This window comes from Pantoea sp. OXWO6B1, assembly GCF_001641135.1.
In the GTDB taxonomy this organism is placed as follows: domain Bacteria; phylum Pseudomonadota; class Gammaproteobacteria; order Enterobacterales; family Enterobacteriaceae; genus Pantoea; species Pantoea allii.
The window spans coordinates 79,140-95,651 of the sequence record NZ_CM004291.1 but is presented as its reverse complement, the minus strand read 5'-3'; the positions used below and the strand labels follow the sequence as shown (position 1 = coordinate 95,651).

At 47.0% G+C, this 16,512-nt stretch carries 9 protein-coding genes and 5 pseudogenes; 12 read left to right on the top strand and 2 right to left on the bottom strand.

The window, feature by feature from the left end; genetic code table 11:
• Positions 1–65: 65 nt before the first annotated feature.
• Together A6A26_RS25920 and A6A26_RS01705 are read left to right on the top strand one after the other, a co-directional pair.
• Positions 66–241, top strand: a pseudogene (locus tag A6A26_RS25920) (transposase); the annotation flags it as partial.
• Between the two features lie 64 nt (positions 242–305).
• Positions 306–779: pseudogene (locus A6A26_RS01705) on the top strand (transposase); the annotation flags it as partial.
• A 49-nt stretch (positions 780–828) separates the two neighbouring features.
• Here the strand turns inward: A6A26_RS01705 and A6A26_RS01700 are convergent.
• Entirely contained in the window at positions 829–3,336 is a 2,508-nt protein-coding gene (locus tag A6A26_RS01700) for an autotransporter outer membrane beta-barrel domain-containing protein (protein ID WP_156506626.1), read from the bottom strand.
• Between the two features lie 104 nt (positions 3,337–3,440).
• Between A6A26_RS01700 and A6A26_RS01690 the strand changes: the two are divergent.
• The 6 genes and pseudogenes from A6A26_RS01690 to A6A26_RS25905 all read left to right on the top strand — a co-directional run.
• Positions 3,441–4,585, top strand: a pseudogene (locus A6A26_RS01690) (IS3 family transposase); the annotation flags it as partial.
• 833 nt (positions 4,586–5,418) lie between these two features.
• Positions 5,419–6,627, top strand: a complete 1,209-nt coding sequence (locus A6A26_RS01685; protein WP_063877181.1) for an AAA family ATPase — start codon at positions 5,419–5,421, stop codon at positions 6,625–6,627.
• On the top strand, positions 6,624–7,613 hold the full coding sequence (locus tag A6A26_RS01680; RefSeq protein WP_063877180.1) for a ParB/RepB/Spo0J family partition protein: 990 nt from the start codon (positions 6,624–6,626) through the stop codon (positions 7,611–7,613). Before A6A26_RS01685 ends, A6A26_RS01680 begins: the two co-directional genes overlap by 4 nt.
• A 685-nt stretch (positions 7,614–8,298) precedes the next feature.
• Positions 8,299–8,718 carry a hypothetical protein gene (locus A6A26_RS25915; RefSeq protein ID WP_253851868.1) on the top strand — a complete coding sequence of 140 codons (420 nt, stop codon included), beginning with the start codon at positions 8,299–8,301 and terminating at the stop codon, positions 8,716–8,718.
• Positions 8,719–8,778: 60 nt separating this feature from the next.
• On the top strand, positions 8,779–8,979 hold the full coding sequence (locus tag A6A26_RS25910) for a hypothetical protein (protein ID WP_253851867.1): 201 nt from the start codon (positions 8,779–8,781) through the stop codon (positions 8,977–8,979).
• A 9-nt stretch (positions 8,980–8,988) separates the two neighbouring features.
• Positions 8,989–9,636 (top strand): TOPRIM nucleotidyl transferase/hydrolase domain-containing protein, encoded by a 648-nt coding sequence (locus A6A26_RS25905; protein ID WP_371558855.1) that lies wholly within the window; start codon positions 8,989–8,991, stop codon positions 9,634–9,636.
• A gap of 1,068 nt (positions 9,637–10,704) precedes the next feature.
• Here the strand turns inward: A6A26_RS25905 and A6A26_RS01660 are convergent.
• Complete coding sequence (locus tag A6A26_RS01660) at positions 10,705–11,559, bottom strand: tyrosine-type recombinase/integrase (RefSeq protein ID WP_082875130.1); 855 nt, start codon at positions 11,557–11,559, stop codon at positions 10,705–10,707.
• 1,551 nt (positions 11,560–13,110) lie between these two features.
• Here A6A26_RS01660 and A6A26_RS01655 point away from each other — a divergent pair.
• The 4 genes and pseudogenes from A6A26_RS01655 (at position 13,111) to A6A26_RS01640 (ending at position 16,456) form a co-directional block, all read left to right on the top strand.
• Positions 13,111–13,857: a DsbA family protein gene (locus tag A6A26_RS01655; RefSeq protein WP_063877178.1), complete on the top strand. Its 747-nt coding sequence runs from the start codon at positions 13,111–13,113 to the stop codon at positions 13,855–13,857.
• Positions 13,858–13,907: 50 nt separating this feature from the next.
• A complete protein-coding gene (locus tag A6A26_RS01650) occupies positions 13,908–14,708 on the top strand; it encodes a DsbA family protein (protein ID WP_063877177.1) in 801 nt (266 codons plus the stop codon).
• 682 nt (positions 14,709–15,390) lie between these two features.
• Positions 15,391–15,795: pseudogene (locus tag A6A26_RS01645) on the top strand (transposase); the annotation flags it as partial.
• Positions 15,796–15,977: 182 nt separating this feature from the next.
• A pseudogene (locus A6A26_RS01640) lies at positions 15,978–16,456 on the top strand (Lrp/AsnC family transcriptional regulator).
• Positions 16,457–16,512 lie beyond the last annotated feature (56 nt).

The window sequence follows — 16,512 nt, the reverse complement described above, 5'->3', positions numbered from 1 at the left end:
GTTCAAGCCCGTGGTGTTTCTGAAGATGCAGAATGACCTATGATCTGCGCTACACCCTTGCCACAGCTGTAACAGCAATGAATGTCGGTAAATCTACGATGGATAAATGGGTTCGCTAGCTTAAAGAAGAGCTCGCAGGAAAAACCCATAGACCTATCCAATGACGCCTGAGCAACTTGGTATTTGTGAATTTGAAAAAAGACTACAACGGGTTGAAATGGAAAACGATATATTAAAAAAGCTACTGTAGATTCAATTGGTCAACGCTACAGTCATGTGAAACATAGGGTTGCGAAGATTTTTGAATGAGACGGACATTTACAGCAAAGGAAAAAGCATCTGTTTTTGAACTGTAAAAGAACAGAACATGCTTCAGTGAAATAGCTAATATCCTGGTTCGAAACCAGGAAAAATCTTCACTATGTTAAGAGATACTGGCGGCATAAAACCCAATGAGCGCAAGCGGGCTTTAGCTAACCTGACGCTGTCTGAGCGCGAGGAAATACGAGCCGGTTTGTCAGCCAAAATGAGCATTCGTGCGATTGCGCTGAATCGTAGTCCTTCGACAATATCACGTGAAGTTCAGCGTAATCGGGGCAGGCGCTATTACAAAGCTGTTGATGCTAATAAACGGGCCAACAGGATGGCGAAAAGACCTAAACCGTGCGTTGCGAGTGCTTGTTCTGGAAAAGCTGGAGATGAAGTGGTCTCCAGAGCAAATATCAGGATGCTCAAGGCGAACGAAGCCGCGTCAAAAAACACTGCGAATATCACCTGATTGAGCTTATCAGTGCCTTAGCAAGACCGGCTTAAAGTTCCTGCCTTCAATCAGAATTGGTAATTCACCTGTAAGGCTCCTGAGCTGTCTCGCCAGCTGTTACCACCAGTCTGTTGCAAAAATATAAGTGAAACGGACAGATGTTTAGACAACCGCCCCTCAATACCTGTTTTCAGCTCTGCTGCATTGTCCGTTCCGTGGATAATGTCGCTATGATCGTTCATTTTGACACCATAATGCTTCGTGCTGTGAAGCCAGTTTACTTCTATGAAAGGTTTAAACTCAATAACGGTTCCACGATTCGCTTGAATTTCCGTATTCAGATAAGCACGTACTCCAAAACGTGTCATCAGATTATCATTACCCGTACCTTGCACTTGTGTACCTTCAGATTCAGTATGGTTGTCCGCCGTGATGTCGGACCACACTCCCTGAATATGTGGTTCAATATAAAGTCGACTTTCCATTGCATTATCATTGCTCCAGCGTCCCGCTAAAAAAGCATATCCACTTTCAAAAGAGGCCTTGAGACCACGGCTCTTGTAATGTTCAGTGGCCAGCATGTCACCTGATACCTCGTTATTGAACCAGTTATACTGCGCCCACATATCCGCCCATGCACCAGCCTTGCCTTCTGCATCCTGGTACCACGTGCCGTAAAATCCGGTGCTGTAACCGTCCAAATTGCCCTTTGCATCATGATTAGTCAGGTTGTTGTGTGTGCTATTAGAGGCTCGGGCATAGCCTCCCATGATGCCGGCATAGAACGCATTAGTATCATTCGATGTTGCCTGAATAAGGTCCCCCCCCAACTGCAAGACATAGCGATTCATTTGCGTCTGGTTTTGCCCGTCATGCATTATATAGCGGCTATGTCCGCCAAGGTTACGCATCCATAGGCTGGTCTTGTGTGTTTCCCCTGTAGCGGCATCGAAATAACTTGTTTCACTGCTGCGGTCATGCAGAGAAAAATTAAAAAGCGTATTTGCTGCCAGAAGATTAGCTGCATAAGCGCCAGCCTCGGGCCGGTACATGCTTACAGGGTTAGGGTTAGGGTTAGGGTTAGGGTTCTTACTGAAGCTAGTTAGGTACCATCCGGTATGATCCGTCCCGGACACATTACCCTTACGCAACCGGTAGTCGTAAGCACCAGCCACGACCCGATTTCCAAGTGTGAATGTCGCGTTTGAAGCCCCGCCTATGCCGATCAGATTGATACCTTCGCGTGTTGCACCGCCCACGCCGTTCTCATTGGCAACAAGCAACGTACTGGCTCCTGACGTGTTGCCAGTTATTACCAGCCTGTCTGTGCTCGAACTGTCGTTGGCTAAAACACTGCCGAGCGTCACGACGCTTCCGGATAGCCCGTTATAATTGCCGTTAATGATGAGCGTGTTTCCAGCACTGATTGTCGTGGGATTCAGCACAATCCGTCCGCTACTCGATAAATTACCAGTTAACGTCGCAGTGGCATTTTTTTCAGTACTAATCTGTATGGTACCGTCGTTAAAAAGGACACCATTGAGTGAGCTGCCGCTTTCCAGAATGAGTAATCCGTTATTGGTAATGCCATTTGAAGTCTTCCAGTTTGCCTGCGAGGAAACAGATAATATACTGCCCGTGTTAACGACAACGTTGTCGACAGTCACACTGTTTGTCGCCCTGAACACAGCGTTGTTGGCGGTATCACCCACTGCCACTGTTGAGCCGTCTCCGGCCGTGCCAGTCACACGCCCGCCAAGCGAGGCGGTATTACCAGCCAAGATAAGTGAGGCCCCGTTCAATGTAACATCATTACTGATCGCACCGGCATTCAGTATTCCGCCGGTCATAGTGCCCGCGTTAACGATGCTACCTATGTTGCCAAAGTTCCGGACAGCATAGCGGCCCGATAGCGTTCCTTTGTTGTCTAGAGCGAACAGGCTACCATTGTCTTCAATATCCAGCGCCGACTCCGTACCACTGATAGCGCCGGTATTCGTCATTGTGCCCGTAATGGTACCGTTATTGGTGAAAGCCACTGAATCGGAACGCGTTGTAGTAGAATTGACAACATTTCCCACGGTTGCGCCATCAGCTATCCAGAGTGCACGCCCGGCCCCGGAAACAGTTCCGTTACCGGTTGTCTCCCAGCGCGTGATGACCGCGTCGGCCCTAATTAGATAAAGAAACTTGCCGTAGTGGCTGATATTTTGCACATGCCCGTTGGCTGATTCGTTGATTGAATATTGTCCATTGGTGTTTGTCGAAGTTTGTCCTGCCAGAATAAATCCATTGATATTTTTCAGATCAATATTCTGAGAATTTCCACTAGGTCTAAATTTTAAACCTAGCTCGTTTTGGCCATTGTCGATGATTTTTGCAAGCGTATCTCCGGGGAGCGCAGAAATGTAAGCATCAACTACATATTGAGTGAAATTATTGTTCGATATAGATGTTGGTACAAGAGTGTCATATTTAGCAGTATATTCAGGCAGAGGAGTTATGCTCGCTGCAACCGGAAATGAAAGCCCTAAACATGAGGCTATGACCCTGCGTGAAAGAATCTTTTTTTGCACATCATCTAAGCCTCAACCAAAAGCATCATTATAGTTGGTAATGAATCGCCACGGGTTTAACAGACACCTCAGAGTCATTTAAGATAGCATAAAGAGAGGTGTCCATGAGCGGTAAGCGTTATCCCGAAGAGTTTAAAATTGAAGCAGTCAAACAGGTTGTTAATCGTGGCCATTCTGTTTCCAGCGTTGCAACACGTCTCGATGTCACCACCCACAGCCTTTACGCCTGGATAAAGAAGTACGGTCCGGATTCTTCCACTAATAAAGAACAGTCAGATGCTCAGGCCGAGGTCTGCCGTCTCCAGAAAGAGCTGAAGCGGGTTACCGACGAACGGAACATATTAAAAAAAGCCGCGGCGTACTTCGCAAAGCTGTGCGACTGAGGTACGCCTTTATCCGTGACAACACCTGTTGCTGGCCTGTTCGCCTGCTCTGTCGGGCGCTGGATGTTCATCCCAGTGGTTTTTACGCCTGGCTTCAGCAGCCGCATTCACAGCGCCATCAGGCAGACCTGAGACTGACAGGACAGATTAAACAGTTCTGGCTGGAATCGGGATGCGTCTGTGGTTATCGCAAGATCCATCTGGATCTGCGGGACAGCGGGCAACAGTGCGGAGTGAACAGAGTCTGGCGACTGATGAAACGTGTCGGGATAAAGGCTCAGGTCGGATACCGGAGCCCGCGGGCACGTAAAGGCGAGGCCAGTATCGTGTCGCCCAACAGGCTCCAGCGACAGTTCAATCCGGATGCTCCGGATGAGTGTTGGGTAATGGACATAACCTACATCAGGACCCATGAAGACTGGCTGTATCCTGCCGTGGTTGTTGATCTGTTCTCACGCAAAATTATCGGCTGGTCCATGCAATCCCGGATGACAAAGGACATTGTCCTGAACGCACTGCTGATGGCTGTATGGCGGCGTAATCCCCAAAAACAGGTGCTGGTTCATTCGGATCAGGACAGTCAGTACACAAGCCATGAGTGGCAGTCGTTCCTGAAATCACACGGCCTGGAGGGAAGCATGAGCCGTCGCGGTAACTGCCACGATAATGCAGTTGCAGAAAGCTTTTTTCAGTTGTTGAAACGCGAACGGATAAAGAAAAAGATCTACGGAACGCGGGAAGAAGCCCGCAGCGATATTTTTGATTACATCGAAATGTTTTATAACAGTAAGCGTCGGCATGGTTCTGGCGATCAGATGTCACCGACAGAATATGAAAACCAGTATTATCAACGGCTCGGAAGTGTCTGGATTATCCGTGGCGATTCAAAACTGCAGCGGTGTAATTTAGGGCAGAGAACGGAATTATCCCTCCAGCACACATATCCAGGTGATTGGTGAAGAAATGGTTTGTCCGGCCATCAATTTGCTGCCCAAGCCAGATAGTGTCTGGCTGAACTGATACCCGTTAAAGAAAGCATGATGGTCATTCTGCTTGTGCTTATGTACGAAATGGGTATCCGCCAGGACACACAGTTGTTCATTACTTATACATCACCCCTACGGCGCACATGTTTCCGGAAGAGAATTCAATATCCCGTCAGCATACATCTTTATCTTAAAGATTATCGAAAACAGCCAATAAGCATTAGAAGACACGTCTAATTTTGAAGCAAATATGCGGCCGTATGGTATTTCCTGCACAAATTCATAATACAGAAACCGTGTGTTAACTGACAGTTTTGTCTGAGAGAACAATTTGGCGTTTATTACAGGTGGTGTAATGAACGTGACTTCAATCCTGAGAATCCTGGGCTGATAATTGAGATAGCATACCGCTTACCTGAGCTTTGCAGAGAATACATATGGGAATTTCAATCTGAAATATAAGTATAATTATAAATAAAATCAGTAATATAAATCATTATCAACTAAGGGTATGTGCTTGTCAGTTTGCATTTTACTGATGAAGGCTGTTTTAAAATTCTGCATTACATGGATAACTTTTGAATGACAGACTACAGAAAACTGTCAGTTAGCATATTCTGCGTTTATACAACTTTTTTTGATTTAACGAAATAAGTTGATCTAACCTTTTTCAGATGTACAATCAGTTTCAAAATTGACAACGGAACGGTTAAATGAAAAGTCATTACGGTGGCGTGGACGAGACGGCCCGCAGAGCGAGCGCGATGCTGCGCAGCATGAGTGACGATATTTCAGTGAGAAGAAATGAGTTTGGCCTTGATCAGTACTATCAGACGTTCACGCGCAATTCCGTGGCTAACCTTCCCAAACTCAGCCGCCGTGCTGTTGAGCAAGCTATTGAAGAAATGGAATCGCAGGGACATATTTTTGGCAAAAAAGATGCCGGTAACACCCGGCATTACGCCCTGACCATCCAGGACATTGTAGATATCTATGCTCACCGTAAAGTGCCTAAATATCGTGAAGTGCACGCGGGGGATGGGCCTTTTGTTATTTTTGTTGTGAACCTGAAAGGCGGGGTATCGAAAACCGTCAGTACGGTGACTCTGGCGCATGGCCTGCGGGTTCATCAGGATCTTCTTCAGCACGATCTTCGTATTCTGGTTGTTGATCTCGATCCCCAGGCCTCGAGTACCATGTTTCTCAGCCAGGAAAACAGCATTGGTTCCATAATGGAAACAGCTGCACAGGCAATGCTTAACGATCTGGATGCTGGCCAGCTCAGAGAGGACATCATTAAACCCACCATTATCCCCGGTGTTGATGTTATTCCTGCGTCTATTGACGATGGTTTTATCGCAAGTCAGTGGAATGATCTCGTCAGAGAGCATTTGCCTGACAGACTTCCCTCTGAAGTGTTACGCCGGACGATTATTGATCGTGTCGGTTCTGATTACGATTTCATCTTTATTGATACTGGTCCTCATCTCGATGCCTTTATGTTGAATGCACTCGCCGCGAGTGACCTGCTGCTGACGCCCACACCGCCCGCCCAGGTCGATTTTCACTCCACCCTTAAGTACCTCACGCGGCTGCCTGAAATGATTGAGCAGCTTGAGGAAGAGGGCATCACGCCGCGGATAAAGGGAAATATTGGCTTTATGTCGAAAATGACCTCGAAGCGGGATCATGAAATGACACACGGCCTCGCCCGTGATGTTTTTACCTCTTACATTCTTGACGCGACATTGCCCAGGCTTGACGGGTTTGAACGCTGCGGAGAAAGCTTCGACACCATTGTGAGTGCCGATCCCAGTTCCTATCCAGGAAGCGCTGAGGCGCTCAAGAAAGCGAAGCGTGAGGCGGAGCGTTTCACTCAGGCCGTATTTAAAAGGATTGAATTCATCAGAGGTGTGAAATGAAAAAGGAAATGGTCAAGCTGGGCCGGCAGCTGGGTAATTCCAGTTTTTCAAAAATGATGAACGAGTCAGACAGCGAGCGGGTGTTTACCCTCAGGTCCGGTGCTCAGGCCCGGTTTGTCCTGACCAAGATACTGCATGACGACATCGAAACGCAGACGTTCGTTGATGCCACGGTAAACGGCCGTGACCAGGCATTTCTGACGCGCGAATCGGTCAGTGATATTTCCCGGACCATCCGGCTCCAGCAGTTTTTTCCTGCCATCGGACGCGAGGTTAATGGTCGAACTGAGATACTGGATGGTTCACGACGTCGTGCCGCCTGCATTTACAACGGAACCGCATTTGAGGTGCTGGTGACGCGTGATGCCTTGTCTCTCTCTGATGCCAGACAACTGGCCGTGGACATTCAGACAGCCAAAGAGCATACGCTGCGTGAACTCGGAAAACGCCTCAGACTCATGTATCCGGAAGACATGAATCAGTCTGAGATAGCCGCTGCAGAAGGGCTGTCGGCCGCCAAGGTAACCCGGGCTTTTCAGGCTGCCGCGGTGCCAGATGAAATCATCGCGGTTTTCCCCTCTGTCAGCGAGCTTTCCATCAGTGACTACCGGGCCCTGCTGGAAGTGACGGATAAAGCACGGGCAAGACAACTCACCACTGACGCTTTAGTCGGTTTCGTTCGCAGCCGGATGGAAGAGGATGCATCTCATGATATGGCCGAGCCTGCTTATAAGAACCGGATAATAAGCTATTTTCGTGCTGAAAGCGAAGGACCCCGCAAAGCTGCGGGCAGCAAAAAAATCGTGACAGAGAAGCTGGCGGAGTTTACTGATAAAAAGCAGTTCGCCCGAAAAAAAACCGATGCTGATAAACGTCTTGTCACCTACGAATTCTCCCGTCTTTCTGCGGCCTGTCAGGCTGAGCTTGATGCCGCCGTCCGGAGCGTCATTGATCGCATGATGATTAAGTCTGTAAACGACCAGTGATCAGACCCTGCTGACGATGCCTCTGTGAGAAAGTATCAGGAATTAACAATAAATTTTTACCCAGAACGATATTATTTTAAGTGATTGATTTAATTTAATAAATTAAGACTATTTCAGACTGAAATTCCCGCCGTTTTTTATCCAGTAATGCCGACGTTACGTCGGCTTTCTGTCAGTGACCAGAGAGCCGGGATTATCATCAGGCATAAGTACATCAGGATGTGGATACTATTCCGGCTCGCCTGAGTTGCTGAAGAAGCGGGTATTCTCACGGATTTAAGGCATACAGGCTGGATCACCCGCTTCCGGGCGTCTCTCTCTCAGACCAGAATACAAGTGAGCGTCTCACTCCTTCCTTTATCACTTTTCGCTCTTTACCGTTGATATCAAATCTGGCTGAGCATCACACTATTGAAATCAGGTGTATCAAGAAAGGCGGTATGAACTGAACCCGGTTCATCCAAATACAGAGTAAAAGCCCCTGTGATAAAAGCATGCAACAGAAGCGTTTTAATACCTGTCGGGTCTGATTAGCTATCAGCGGAGTACGGATGGTCTGACGGTTGCTGACAATAACGTTCTGGCAGGTCTGCAGGAGAAAGGATACCCGTGATCACTTCATCTTATGCAAAGAGACTTCTGGACATTTCCCTCTCTTCAGCTGAGTTACCAGTGTGGCAAAAACATGCTGACTGGTGACAATGCGTCGGGTAAAAGCCCGGTTCTGCCTGCGCTGGATCCTGCCCTGAGTATAAGCCGGCACCGGTTCGAATCACTGATTTCCCGTCAGGCTGCACTGGCTTTTCAGGCCGGTGTACGTCGCGCCGATTCACTGCCCCGACTCATCGCAGACGTTTTACGCAGCGATACAGGTAATCTTGCTCTGAATGGACGGCTGAATCTTATGCAGAGAGATGAAGACGGACTGAGAATGCATATTACGCCAGTCCTGGATAAGTATGGTCAGGTGATGATGCACATTCTGGAACAGGGTTCGACACATTTCCCGTTTGAATATTATGCTTTGAAATTCATGACATTCTCAGGACGTCCCTGTGCCGGCTTCAGCCGGTATGTTCATCCTGTGCTGCCGGGCAGCGCCTGAACTGACAGCGACCATCCTGCACAGGAGTACACCCGCACGCTCTTCAGCGTTAACGTTCCGGTGGCTGAAAGATACAGGCTGGAGAATAGCTCGCGTCAGCAGAAAACCCTTTGTCAGGAAGAGCAGCTGTCCGACATTAACGAGGGCATCGAAAACTGCCCGTTCGGCATCCGTTCGGGTCCGCATTCGCGTCCCGAAGCCAGTCCTGATATTACGGAAGACGGTATTTGTGTTCGCAATCGCGGTAAAGGCAGGCGGTGATTCGTGAAAATGGAGTTTGCCCTGCCCCGGCCCGAACAGTACAGAGAGCCTGATGCCCTTTTATTGGAAGAACCGGAGGATCACCTCAGTCATGTGAACCTGAAAAAGCTTATGAACACGCTGGCACCCGAACGGGAGATGCAGCGTTTTGTGTCCAGGCACAGCAGCCATATCTCATCGCGCCCCGATCTTCGGAGTGCCATTTTGCCGGGAGAGAGCCGGCCAGTGGCTCTGCGGGTCATTCTGGCTGAAGGGGATGCCGGATTCATTCTGACCGACGCGTTTTACCGCAATCTTACGGGCAGAGCGCCAGAAGAGGCTGGGGTGCACATCGTCGCTATCGGCGGTACACGTTACCGCTGCTACCTTGAGCTGGCGCATATTCCGGGCAACCGCGTTGCTGCGCTGAGAGACAATGACGGCGACTGTCAACGGAAGTGTGTTGAGCATTTTGCCGACATGACAAGTCCGGATAGGAAGGTGTACGGGGATGAAGATGCTTCGCGCTACACCTTTGAGATCTGTGTGTACCGCGTAATACTGAACGCTGCGAACGGGTTTTTGCCGGCACCCGCCGTCGACTTAGCGTCCAGGAATACATGCTCGCCGGTAAAGCCCGGGGCGGTTTTCTGCTGCTGGAGAAAGGAGCACGGATGACCGTACCTGCATATATATCAGAGGCGATTGCGTGGATAAACGCGTAGTCTTCGCAGTTGAGGGTTCGGGTAAAACCACACTTCTCAGAAACAGTCTGCGTGAAGACAGTCGGGCGCTGCTCCTGACGCACACACGAAATAGCGCATTGCACCTGCGTGCCAGAGTCATTAAGCGTTTTGGTTTCATCCCGGGCGGGACCCGTGTGATGACGTGGTTCGGGTTTCTTCATGGTTTCTGCTGCCGGCCCCTGTTGCAGCATCAGATGCCGCTTCGCGGTCTGAGCTTTGCCGCTCCTTTACTCAGAGTACCGTGTTCGCACCAACTTTATTTACAGGAGGCTGCCGACGAGTCTTCCTCCGGCGTCTGTCCCTGCTGCTGATGCACAGGAAAATGATGGCTGACATCCGTGCACGCCCTGAACGGAACGTTGACGTGTTGTTGATCGATGAAGTACAGGGCTTCGCCGGTCACGATGTTAATTTTTTACCTGAATTATGCAGCGCCGGTAGTTCCGTATTGCTGACCGGGGATGACTTTCAGCACACATTCGACACCGGCCGGGACGGGAATACCAACGCCACATTACACGATAACATCACCTGCCAGAAACCTGTTTTACAGAGACGGGTATGTTGCCAGACGGGGAAACCCTCAGCAAAACGTGGCGCTGCTCACAGACAGTAGGTGAGTTTATCTCATCAGATCTGCATATACCTGTCGGAGCACACATATCCCGTCAGACCGGATTGAAACCGTGAATGATCATGAGCAGGCGACGGCGCTTTTCGCCGATGACGGCATTATCAAACTGTTTTACCGTGAGCATCACCGCTACGGCTGTTTTTCAATGAACCGGGGGACCAGTTAAGGCCCCGACAACTTTAATGATGTCTGCACTGTGTCGGGCAGCACGCACTGGCCGTTTCTTACCCGCCGCCGTCTGAGTGATCTGCCGCCGTTAGCGCGAAACAAACGGTATGTCGCCTGCTCGCGCGCCCGTGGCCATATCTGGTTTGTGCCGGAAACGCTTCTGCGGTCATTCAGGCAGCAGGAATCGCCCGCCACGGATCATAACCGCATTAACAGCCGACCGGCCTCATCGGCATCCATGGTGAACCGCACGCCGAGCTGGCGCGTCACGTCCAGCGCAAAGACCCGCGTATACCATTCGGTCGACTTCGCATCCTTATGGCCCATCAGGGTCTGAATGACCTTCTGCGGTACCTGATGCTGAACAAGGTGCATCGCAAACGAATCCCGGAACGTCTTGGGCGTGACCGGCCGGATGGTAAACGTGACACCGTCACGCTTTGCGGCCTCCACCGCCTGACTTATCCAGCTGCGGGCGGTGTCTTCGCTCCGGATATCCCAGAGCCGTGCGCCGGCGGCGGGCTGCGCGGTCGCAAACCATTCCCTGAGCCGCCGGACGAAGGCCGGATCGGTGAGCGGCACGGCCCGCGGCGGGTTATCGCGTATCTTCGCCTGCGTCTCCTGCTCAGCCTGCTGTTCTTCTTTTGTCGGGCGCCCGCGGGGACGGGACCGGCTGCCGGCAGATTCCTCCAGCCTGCGCTGCTTGAGCGTGCGGAGCACCACAAACGGTGAAACGAGTGGCGCACCGCTCAGCGGATCGTCCAGCGCAAAATCCCCCCGGGTCAGCGGCAGTATTTCATTGAGCCGGCCGCCGGTGTTCCACAGGGTATCAATAAACAGGCGTTTACGGAGATCGGTCACCTTTAACAGCAGCACGGCCACCTCGGGGGCGAGCAGGTAGCGCGGCATGTCGGTGCCGTAGGCGGCCGCCAGGTTTCGCAGCGCGACCGCACTTTCATAGTCAAAATAGCGTGCAGCACCTGAACTGTTCATATTGTGACCACTGGCGTCGCTGTGTGAAATCTGCGTCATTTCGCGGGGCAAAGTACCCAAACTTTTATTCTCCGTTGTCTGCGGGTGTGGAACGTATTTTCACGCATCTGTAAAGGGTTTTCGATGAGAATAAATCGATCCGCGCCGGATCCTCTGTGGATCGGTTTTCCGGCTTTACTCCCGTATACGGAGAATAACCTGGTTGGACGCAAATAAAAAGCCGGTCATCCGCGCCGTTTCGCGCACAGTCAGCGAGGCTAACCCCCTGCCGGTAAAGGAGAAACTGAAAAAGGCGGGCAGGGCGGGGGCGTCCAGGCACTCTTGGCTGGATGCCTGGCACTGCGCGGAATAGCAATGCCAAACAGGAAGAAGGGGAAGGGCGTCGTCGAGGCGCTTCAGCGTGTTATCGGTAGCTGGAGAGATTGCGCTGACTAGGGACTGGTTTACGGCAAAAGACTGTCACAGAGTCCCCGGTGCATTCGTGTTAATTTGAAAGTTTTCTTGCACGATGCTCGGGTTATGGATGCTAATATACCTAACCTAGAAAGTAATACTTTTTTGATTAATAATCTTACCGAATTAAAGTAAAGTGTAATCCTGAATTCTGCAGTTCTTTTATAACAAGCCCGAACTTCGGGTAAAATTATGCACTTTTTGTGGGAGGTGTAAATATTTTTAAAAAAAGTATAAAGAAAATTTCTAGGTCAGAACAGTGGAATACAATACACATATGGAATGAGCGATTGTAATCTGCATTCTACATAAGGCAGTATTCGTACCAGTTAGTTATATTAGCAGTCCAGCTCATAATAAGCCTGAACTTTTCATAAACTTGGCCGTCTTTTCAGGAGAATCATTAATGACTGTCGGCAGGATTATAACCATTTTCGTACACATATTTCGAAGAATTACCAGACACCATCTGAATTTTCAGTAGGCTGTAGAAACAGAAATTAGACGGTAATCAAACCGACATTACTGACTGATCGTTGTAACTGAGGCTGGGGCTGGTCGCCCGCATGATAAAAATGCTATAAAAAATTTTCTTTTTTAGATCTAAAAAACCAGTATTGAAGTCCATGTTATCACCAGCAGAAAAAATAAATTACCGTAACATTATTTCATCAGAAGTAATTAATTTCGAAATGGATGATGGCCCTGTAATCACCTTCTGTTATCGATTTATTAATTATTACAAGTTGCATCGTGTAGTTAACTGACTGATTATATTAAATGAGTTTTTTGACCGGGAGTGGTACACTAGGCCTTGCTTGGTAACCATCTCCATCAAAATACGTAGCGCAATTATGAGTACAGGACCAATAACGGAAATTTTTTTCTTCGGAAAGCCCGTCAAACGAAATGGATTGTTTACTGTCTATTAAATTTAATTAAGTAAAACGTAAATGGATGATAAATGACGAGGTATTTGGGTTTACACAAGGCCCAGATTGAATGTAAGTTATACTAAAATCTTACCTTAAGAAGTAAGATGGTTGAAGATCTATATCTATATCTTTAGAGTCGAAAAAACCATTAAAATTATGTAAATGGAAAATAAGGTAAAGAAAAAAATAACGAAGATGAAAGTTTTTTGAATGGAGAATTTTTATGAAGAAAATATTATACGTTTGGTTCGCATTCATGGGGTTTTTAAGTCAATCTGGATTGGTCAATGCGGAATCGCATTTGAATTCAATTGGTGAGACAGTGCAGGATATGAAAATAATGGAGCAGGCTGATGCGTACCTCAAGTTCCGACCTAATCTAGTAAAGAAAGTTTTGATAAATCAAGAGTCTCTTATAAGAGATAAAAATAGTCCATCATATGGTCCGACTGATGCAAAAGTAACAATAGTTGAATTTTTTGACTATCAGTGCATTTATTGTTCTCGCATGGCTAAAGATCTTGAAAATTTACGTCAAAACAATCCTCAAGTGCGGATTGTTTTCAAAGAATGGCCGATATTTAAAAACCGGTGGGGTAATTCTCTTCTGGCTGCCCGGACAGGGTTGAGCGTCTGGAAAAATCTTGGAGCGGACGCCTATCATGTATGGCATGACAGTTTATTTGCAACAGGCCATAGTGAAGGTATGTTGACAGTAGATGATATCCATAAAACTGCAAAAGCTGTTGGTTACAGTTCTGTTAATTTAACCAACGTGGAGGATGAACTACAAAAAACTGAAGAGTTAGCACGTCAGCTCGGCTTTACCGGCACACCTGCGGTTATTATAATGCCAACCAAAGGGGGGGGGGCAGATAATATGACGGTGATTCCCGGATATGTGAATCCCGGTGTAATTAAGGCATCCGTCTCAAAAGCAATGATTAAAGCTAACCAAAATGATTTATAAACAGATTTTGTTAACGACAACATAATTACAACCTAATTTAAGTGGGAAAAATGTTTAAGAAAAAAAACACCTTGGCTGCGATTTTATTTTCATGCCTGATTAGCGGAATTTCCTTTTCTGCTTACAGCATCCCTTCAAAATACTCTCCTGAGTTGGATGCACACATAGGTGAAGTAGCTAAAGCATACCTGTTATCTAACCCAGGAGTACTGGTGGAAGTCAGTAAAAAACTGCAGCAAGAACAACTTCAACGACAAATCAAAATCATTAGCAACGCAATACTTCAAAACCGCAATTTTCTTCTTAACGACATTGATAGTCCATCATATGGTCCTAAAAGAGCAAAGGTCGCTTTAATTGAGTTTTTTGACTATCAATGTATAGTTTGTGCCCGTCAGTCACCCATATTAGAAAAATTAATGAAGAATAATCCACAGGTTCGATATGTATTCAAGGAATGGCCTATCTTTGCTCAGCGCTGGAAGATTTCACTGACAGCGGCGAAAGCTGGCCTGTTAGCATGGCAAAAAAAAGGGGGTGACGCTTATCTATTATATCACAATGCTATTTTTGCATCAGGACATAATGAAGGCAATTTAACGTTAATGGATATTGCTGCTGCGGGAGGAAGTAACGAAAAGAATGGCAAGGTCATTGAAGAACTTGCAAGAACCGATGAGCTGGCACAAAAGCTTGGACTCCAAGGCACACCAGCAATTATTGTGATGCCTGTGAGTGGCGCTACAACTGAAAATATTACAATTATTCCTGGTGGAGCCAGTCAATCCCTTTTGCAGGAAGCAATTAATAAAGCCTCTGCAGAGGTACATTCAGAAATGAAAACTCGCTAGTAATATTTATTATGTAAAAGAACATTTGAAGTTTTGTATTTTACTGCGGTTTGTAGCTTGAATGACTGTCGATGTATTTAACGTCTATTTAGCTATAAAATTATGTAGACCCTTGAATTATGCACAACTGAATTTATTTGATAAGCTCCATAAATAGAGAGTTATGGATCTTGTATGAGTATTTCTCCTGCATCTGAGATTTATACTAACTTTATTTAAAGTTAATAAGCTTTCAAAAAGTTTTTTATTCTATGACAAATTCACCACCACCAAAGCCAGCATCGATACATTGATGCCGGTAGGCTCACACATAGGACATCAAGAAAGTTGTCATTGAACAGCATTAAATACCCAGCCTTTAAAGGGCTGGATTTTTTCAGTATATCCAAAAATTTTTTTGAAGTTAAGTAGAGATGAGGGGTTTCAGGCAAACCTGATGTCTTTTTTTATCAGAATAAGATGGTTTTAACAGGGTTAACCCTATGAGAAGAGGGGGTGGTGAATATTAAAAATTAACTTAAATGAAGTGGAAATTGCTAGGCATACAGGTATTTCCCCATTGCGCGGCGGCTCAAGTCTGGTGCCACATAGTTAATCTGCAATAGAGATACTGACCTGCTCCCTGTTGATTAACATACCACGATGTTAATAATGTCTTCATAAGCCACATGAGGACATCCCCATGAAGAAGCGTTATTCTGACGAAAAGATTATCAGTATCCTCCGCGAGGCTGAAGCCGGGGTTTCTGCCCGGGAGCTCTACCGTAAGCACGCCATTTCCGACGCCACCTTTTACACCTGGCGCAAGAAGTATGGCGGTATAGAGTTGCCTGAGGTTAAGCGCCTGAAGTCGACTGAGGAAGAGAATGCGCGGCTCAAGAAGCTGCTGGACGAAGCCATGCCGGATAAGGAGGCACTTCAGGTGGCTCTGGGGCGAAAGTCCTGACGACAGGCCAGAAGCGGGGAAGCCGTTGAGTTTATGTGTGATGCGACCGGTCTGCCGCAACGTCATGCCTGCAGGCTGACAGGTTTGTCCCTGTCGACCCGCCGGTACGAAGCGCAGCGCCCGGCGGCTGATGCGCATTTACGTTATTATAAATAGTGAACTGAAGTCAAAAGGGTCTGTTAAAGATGGTTAATTCAGTGGTTCCGGTATAGCAGTTATATCTGCTAAATGAATTTTACGGCTGAAAATATAAGGGGAACGGATCTCCGATTATTTTCTAAGTAGAAAACGCCTCTATTAAAATCTAACAGGAGTTATCAGAAATGCTTGACAAAAAAGACTTAGAGATACTTAACTTATTGCAGTTCAATGCAGCAACTCCTGTTGTTGAGCTTGCTGAAATGGTTTCTTTGTCTCCAACAGCATGCTGGGCGAGAATAAAAAAACTCGAGAAGTCGGGAATTATCAAAAAAAAGTTGTAATTCTAGACAGGAATTTAATCGGACTAGATTTGGTTGCCTTTGTTCTGATTAAAACACAAAGTCATACCGTTGAATGGTATAAAAGTTTCATTATTTCAATTAAAGACATGCCTGAAGTCGTGAGCTTTTTTAGGACTGCTGGTGAATATGATTACATATTAAAAGTCACAGTTGAAGACATGAAAAGTTACGATGATTTTTACAAAAAATTAATAAATGAAACAAACGGTATAAAGGATGTGAAAACTATATTTGCGATGGAAGAATTTAAAGCTACGACACAATTGCCTATAAAAAAAATTAAATCAGAAAAAATGTAAAAAAAATAATAAAAGGCGGATTTGGGGAGATGGATCTTCCTCCGGTGTTAGATAAA

Bases quoted from the DNA above. Each gene is read 5' to 3' on its own strand.
- A6A26_RS01685 (WP_063877181.1), top strand. From the start codon at position 5,419: ATGAAAAGTCATTACGGTGGCGTGGACGAGACGGCCCGCAGAGCGAGC.
- A6A26_RS01680 (WP_063877180.1), top strand. From the start codon at position 6,624: ATGAAAAAGGAAATGGTCAAGCTGGGCCGGCAGCTGGGTAATTCCAGT.
- A6A26_RS25915 (WP_253851868.1), top strand. From the start codon at position 8,299: ATGCTGACTGGTGACAATGCGTCGGGTAAAAGCCCGGTTCTGCCTGCG.
- A6A26_RS25905 (WP_371558855.1), top strand. From the start codon at position 8,989: ATGGAGTTTGCCCTGCCCCGGCCCGAACAGTACAGAGAGCCTGATGCC.
- A6A26_RS01655 (WP_063877178.1), top strand. From the start codon at position 13,111: ATGAAGAAAATATTATACGTTTGGTTCGCATTCATGGGGTTTTTAAGT.
- A6A26_RS01650 (WP_063877177.1), top strand. From the start codon at position 13,908: ATGTTTAAGAAAAAAAACACCTTGGCTGCGATTTTATTTTCATGCCTG.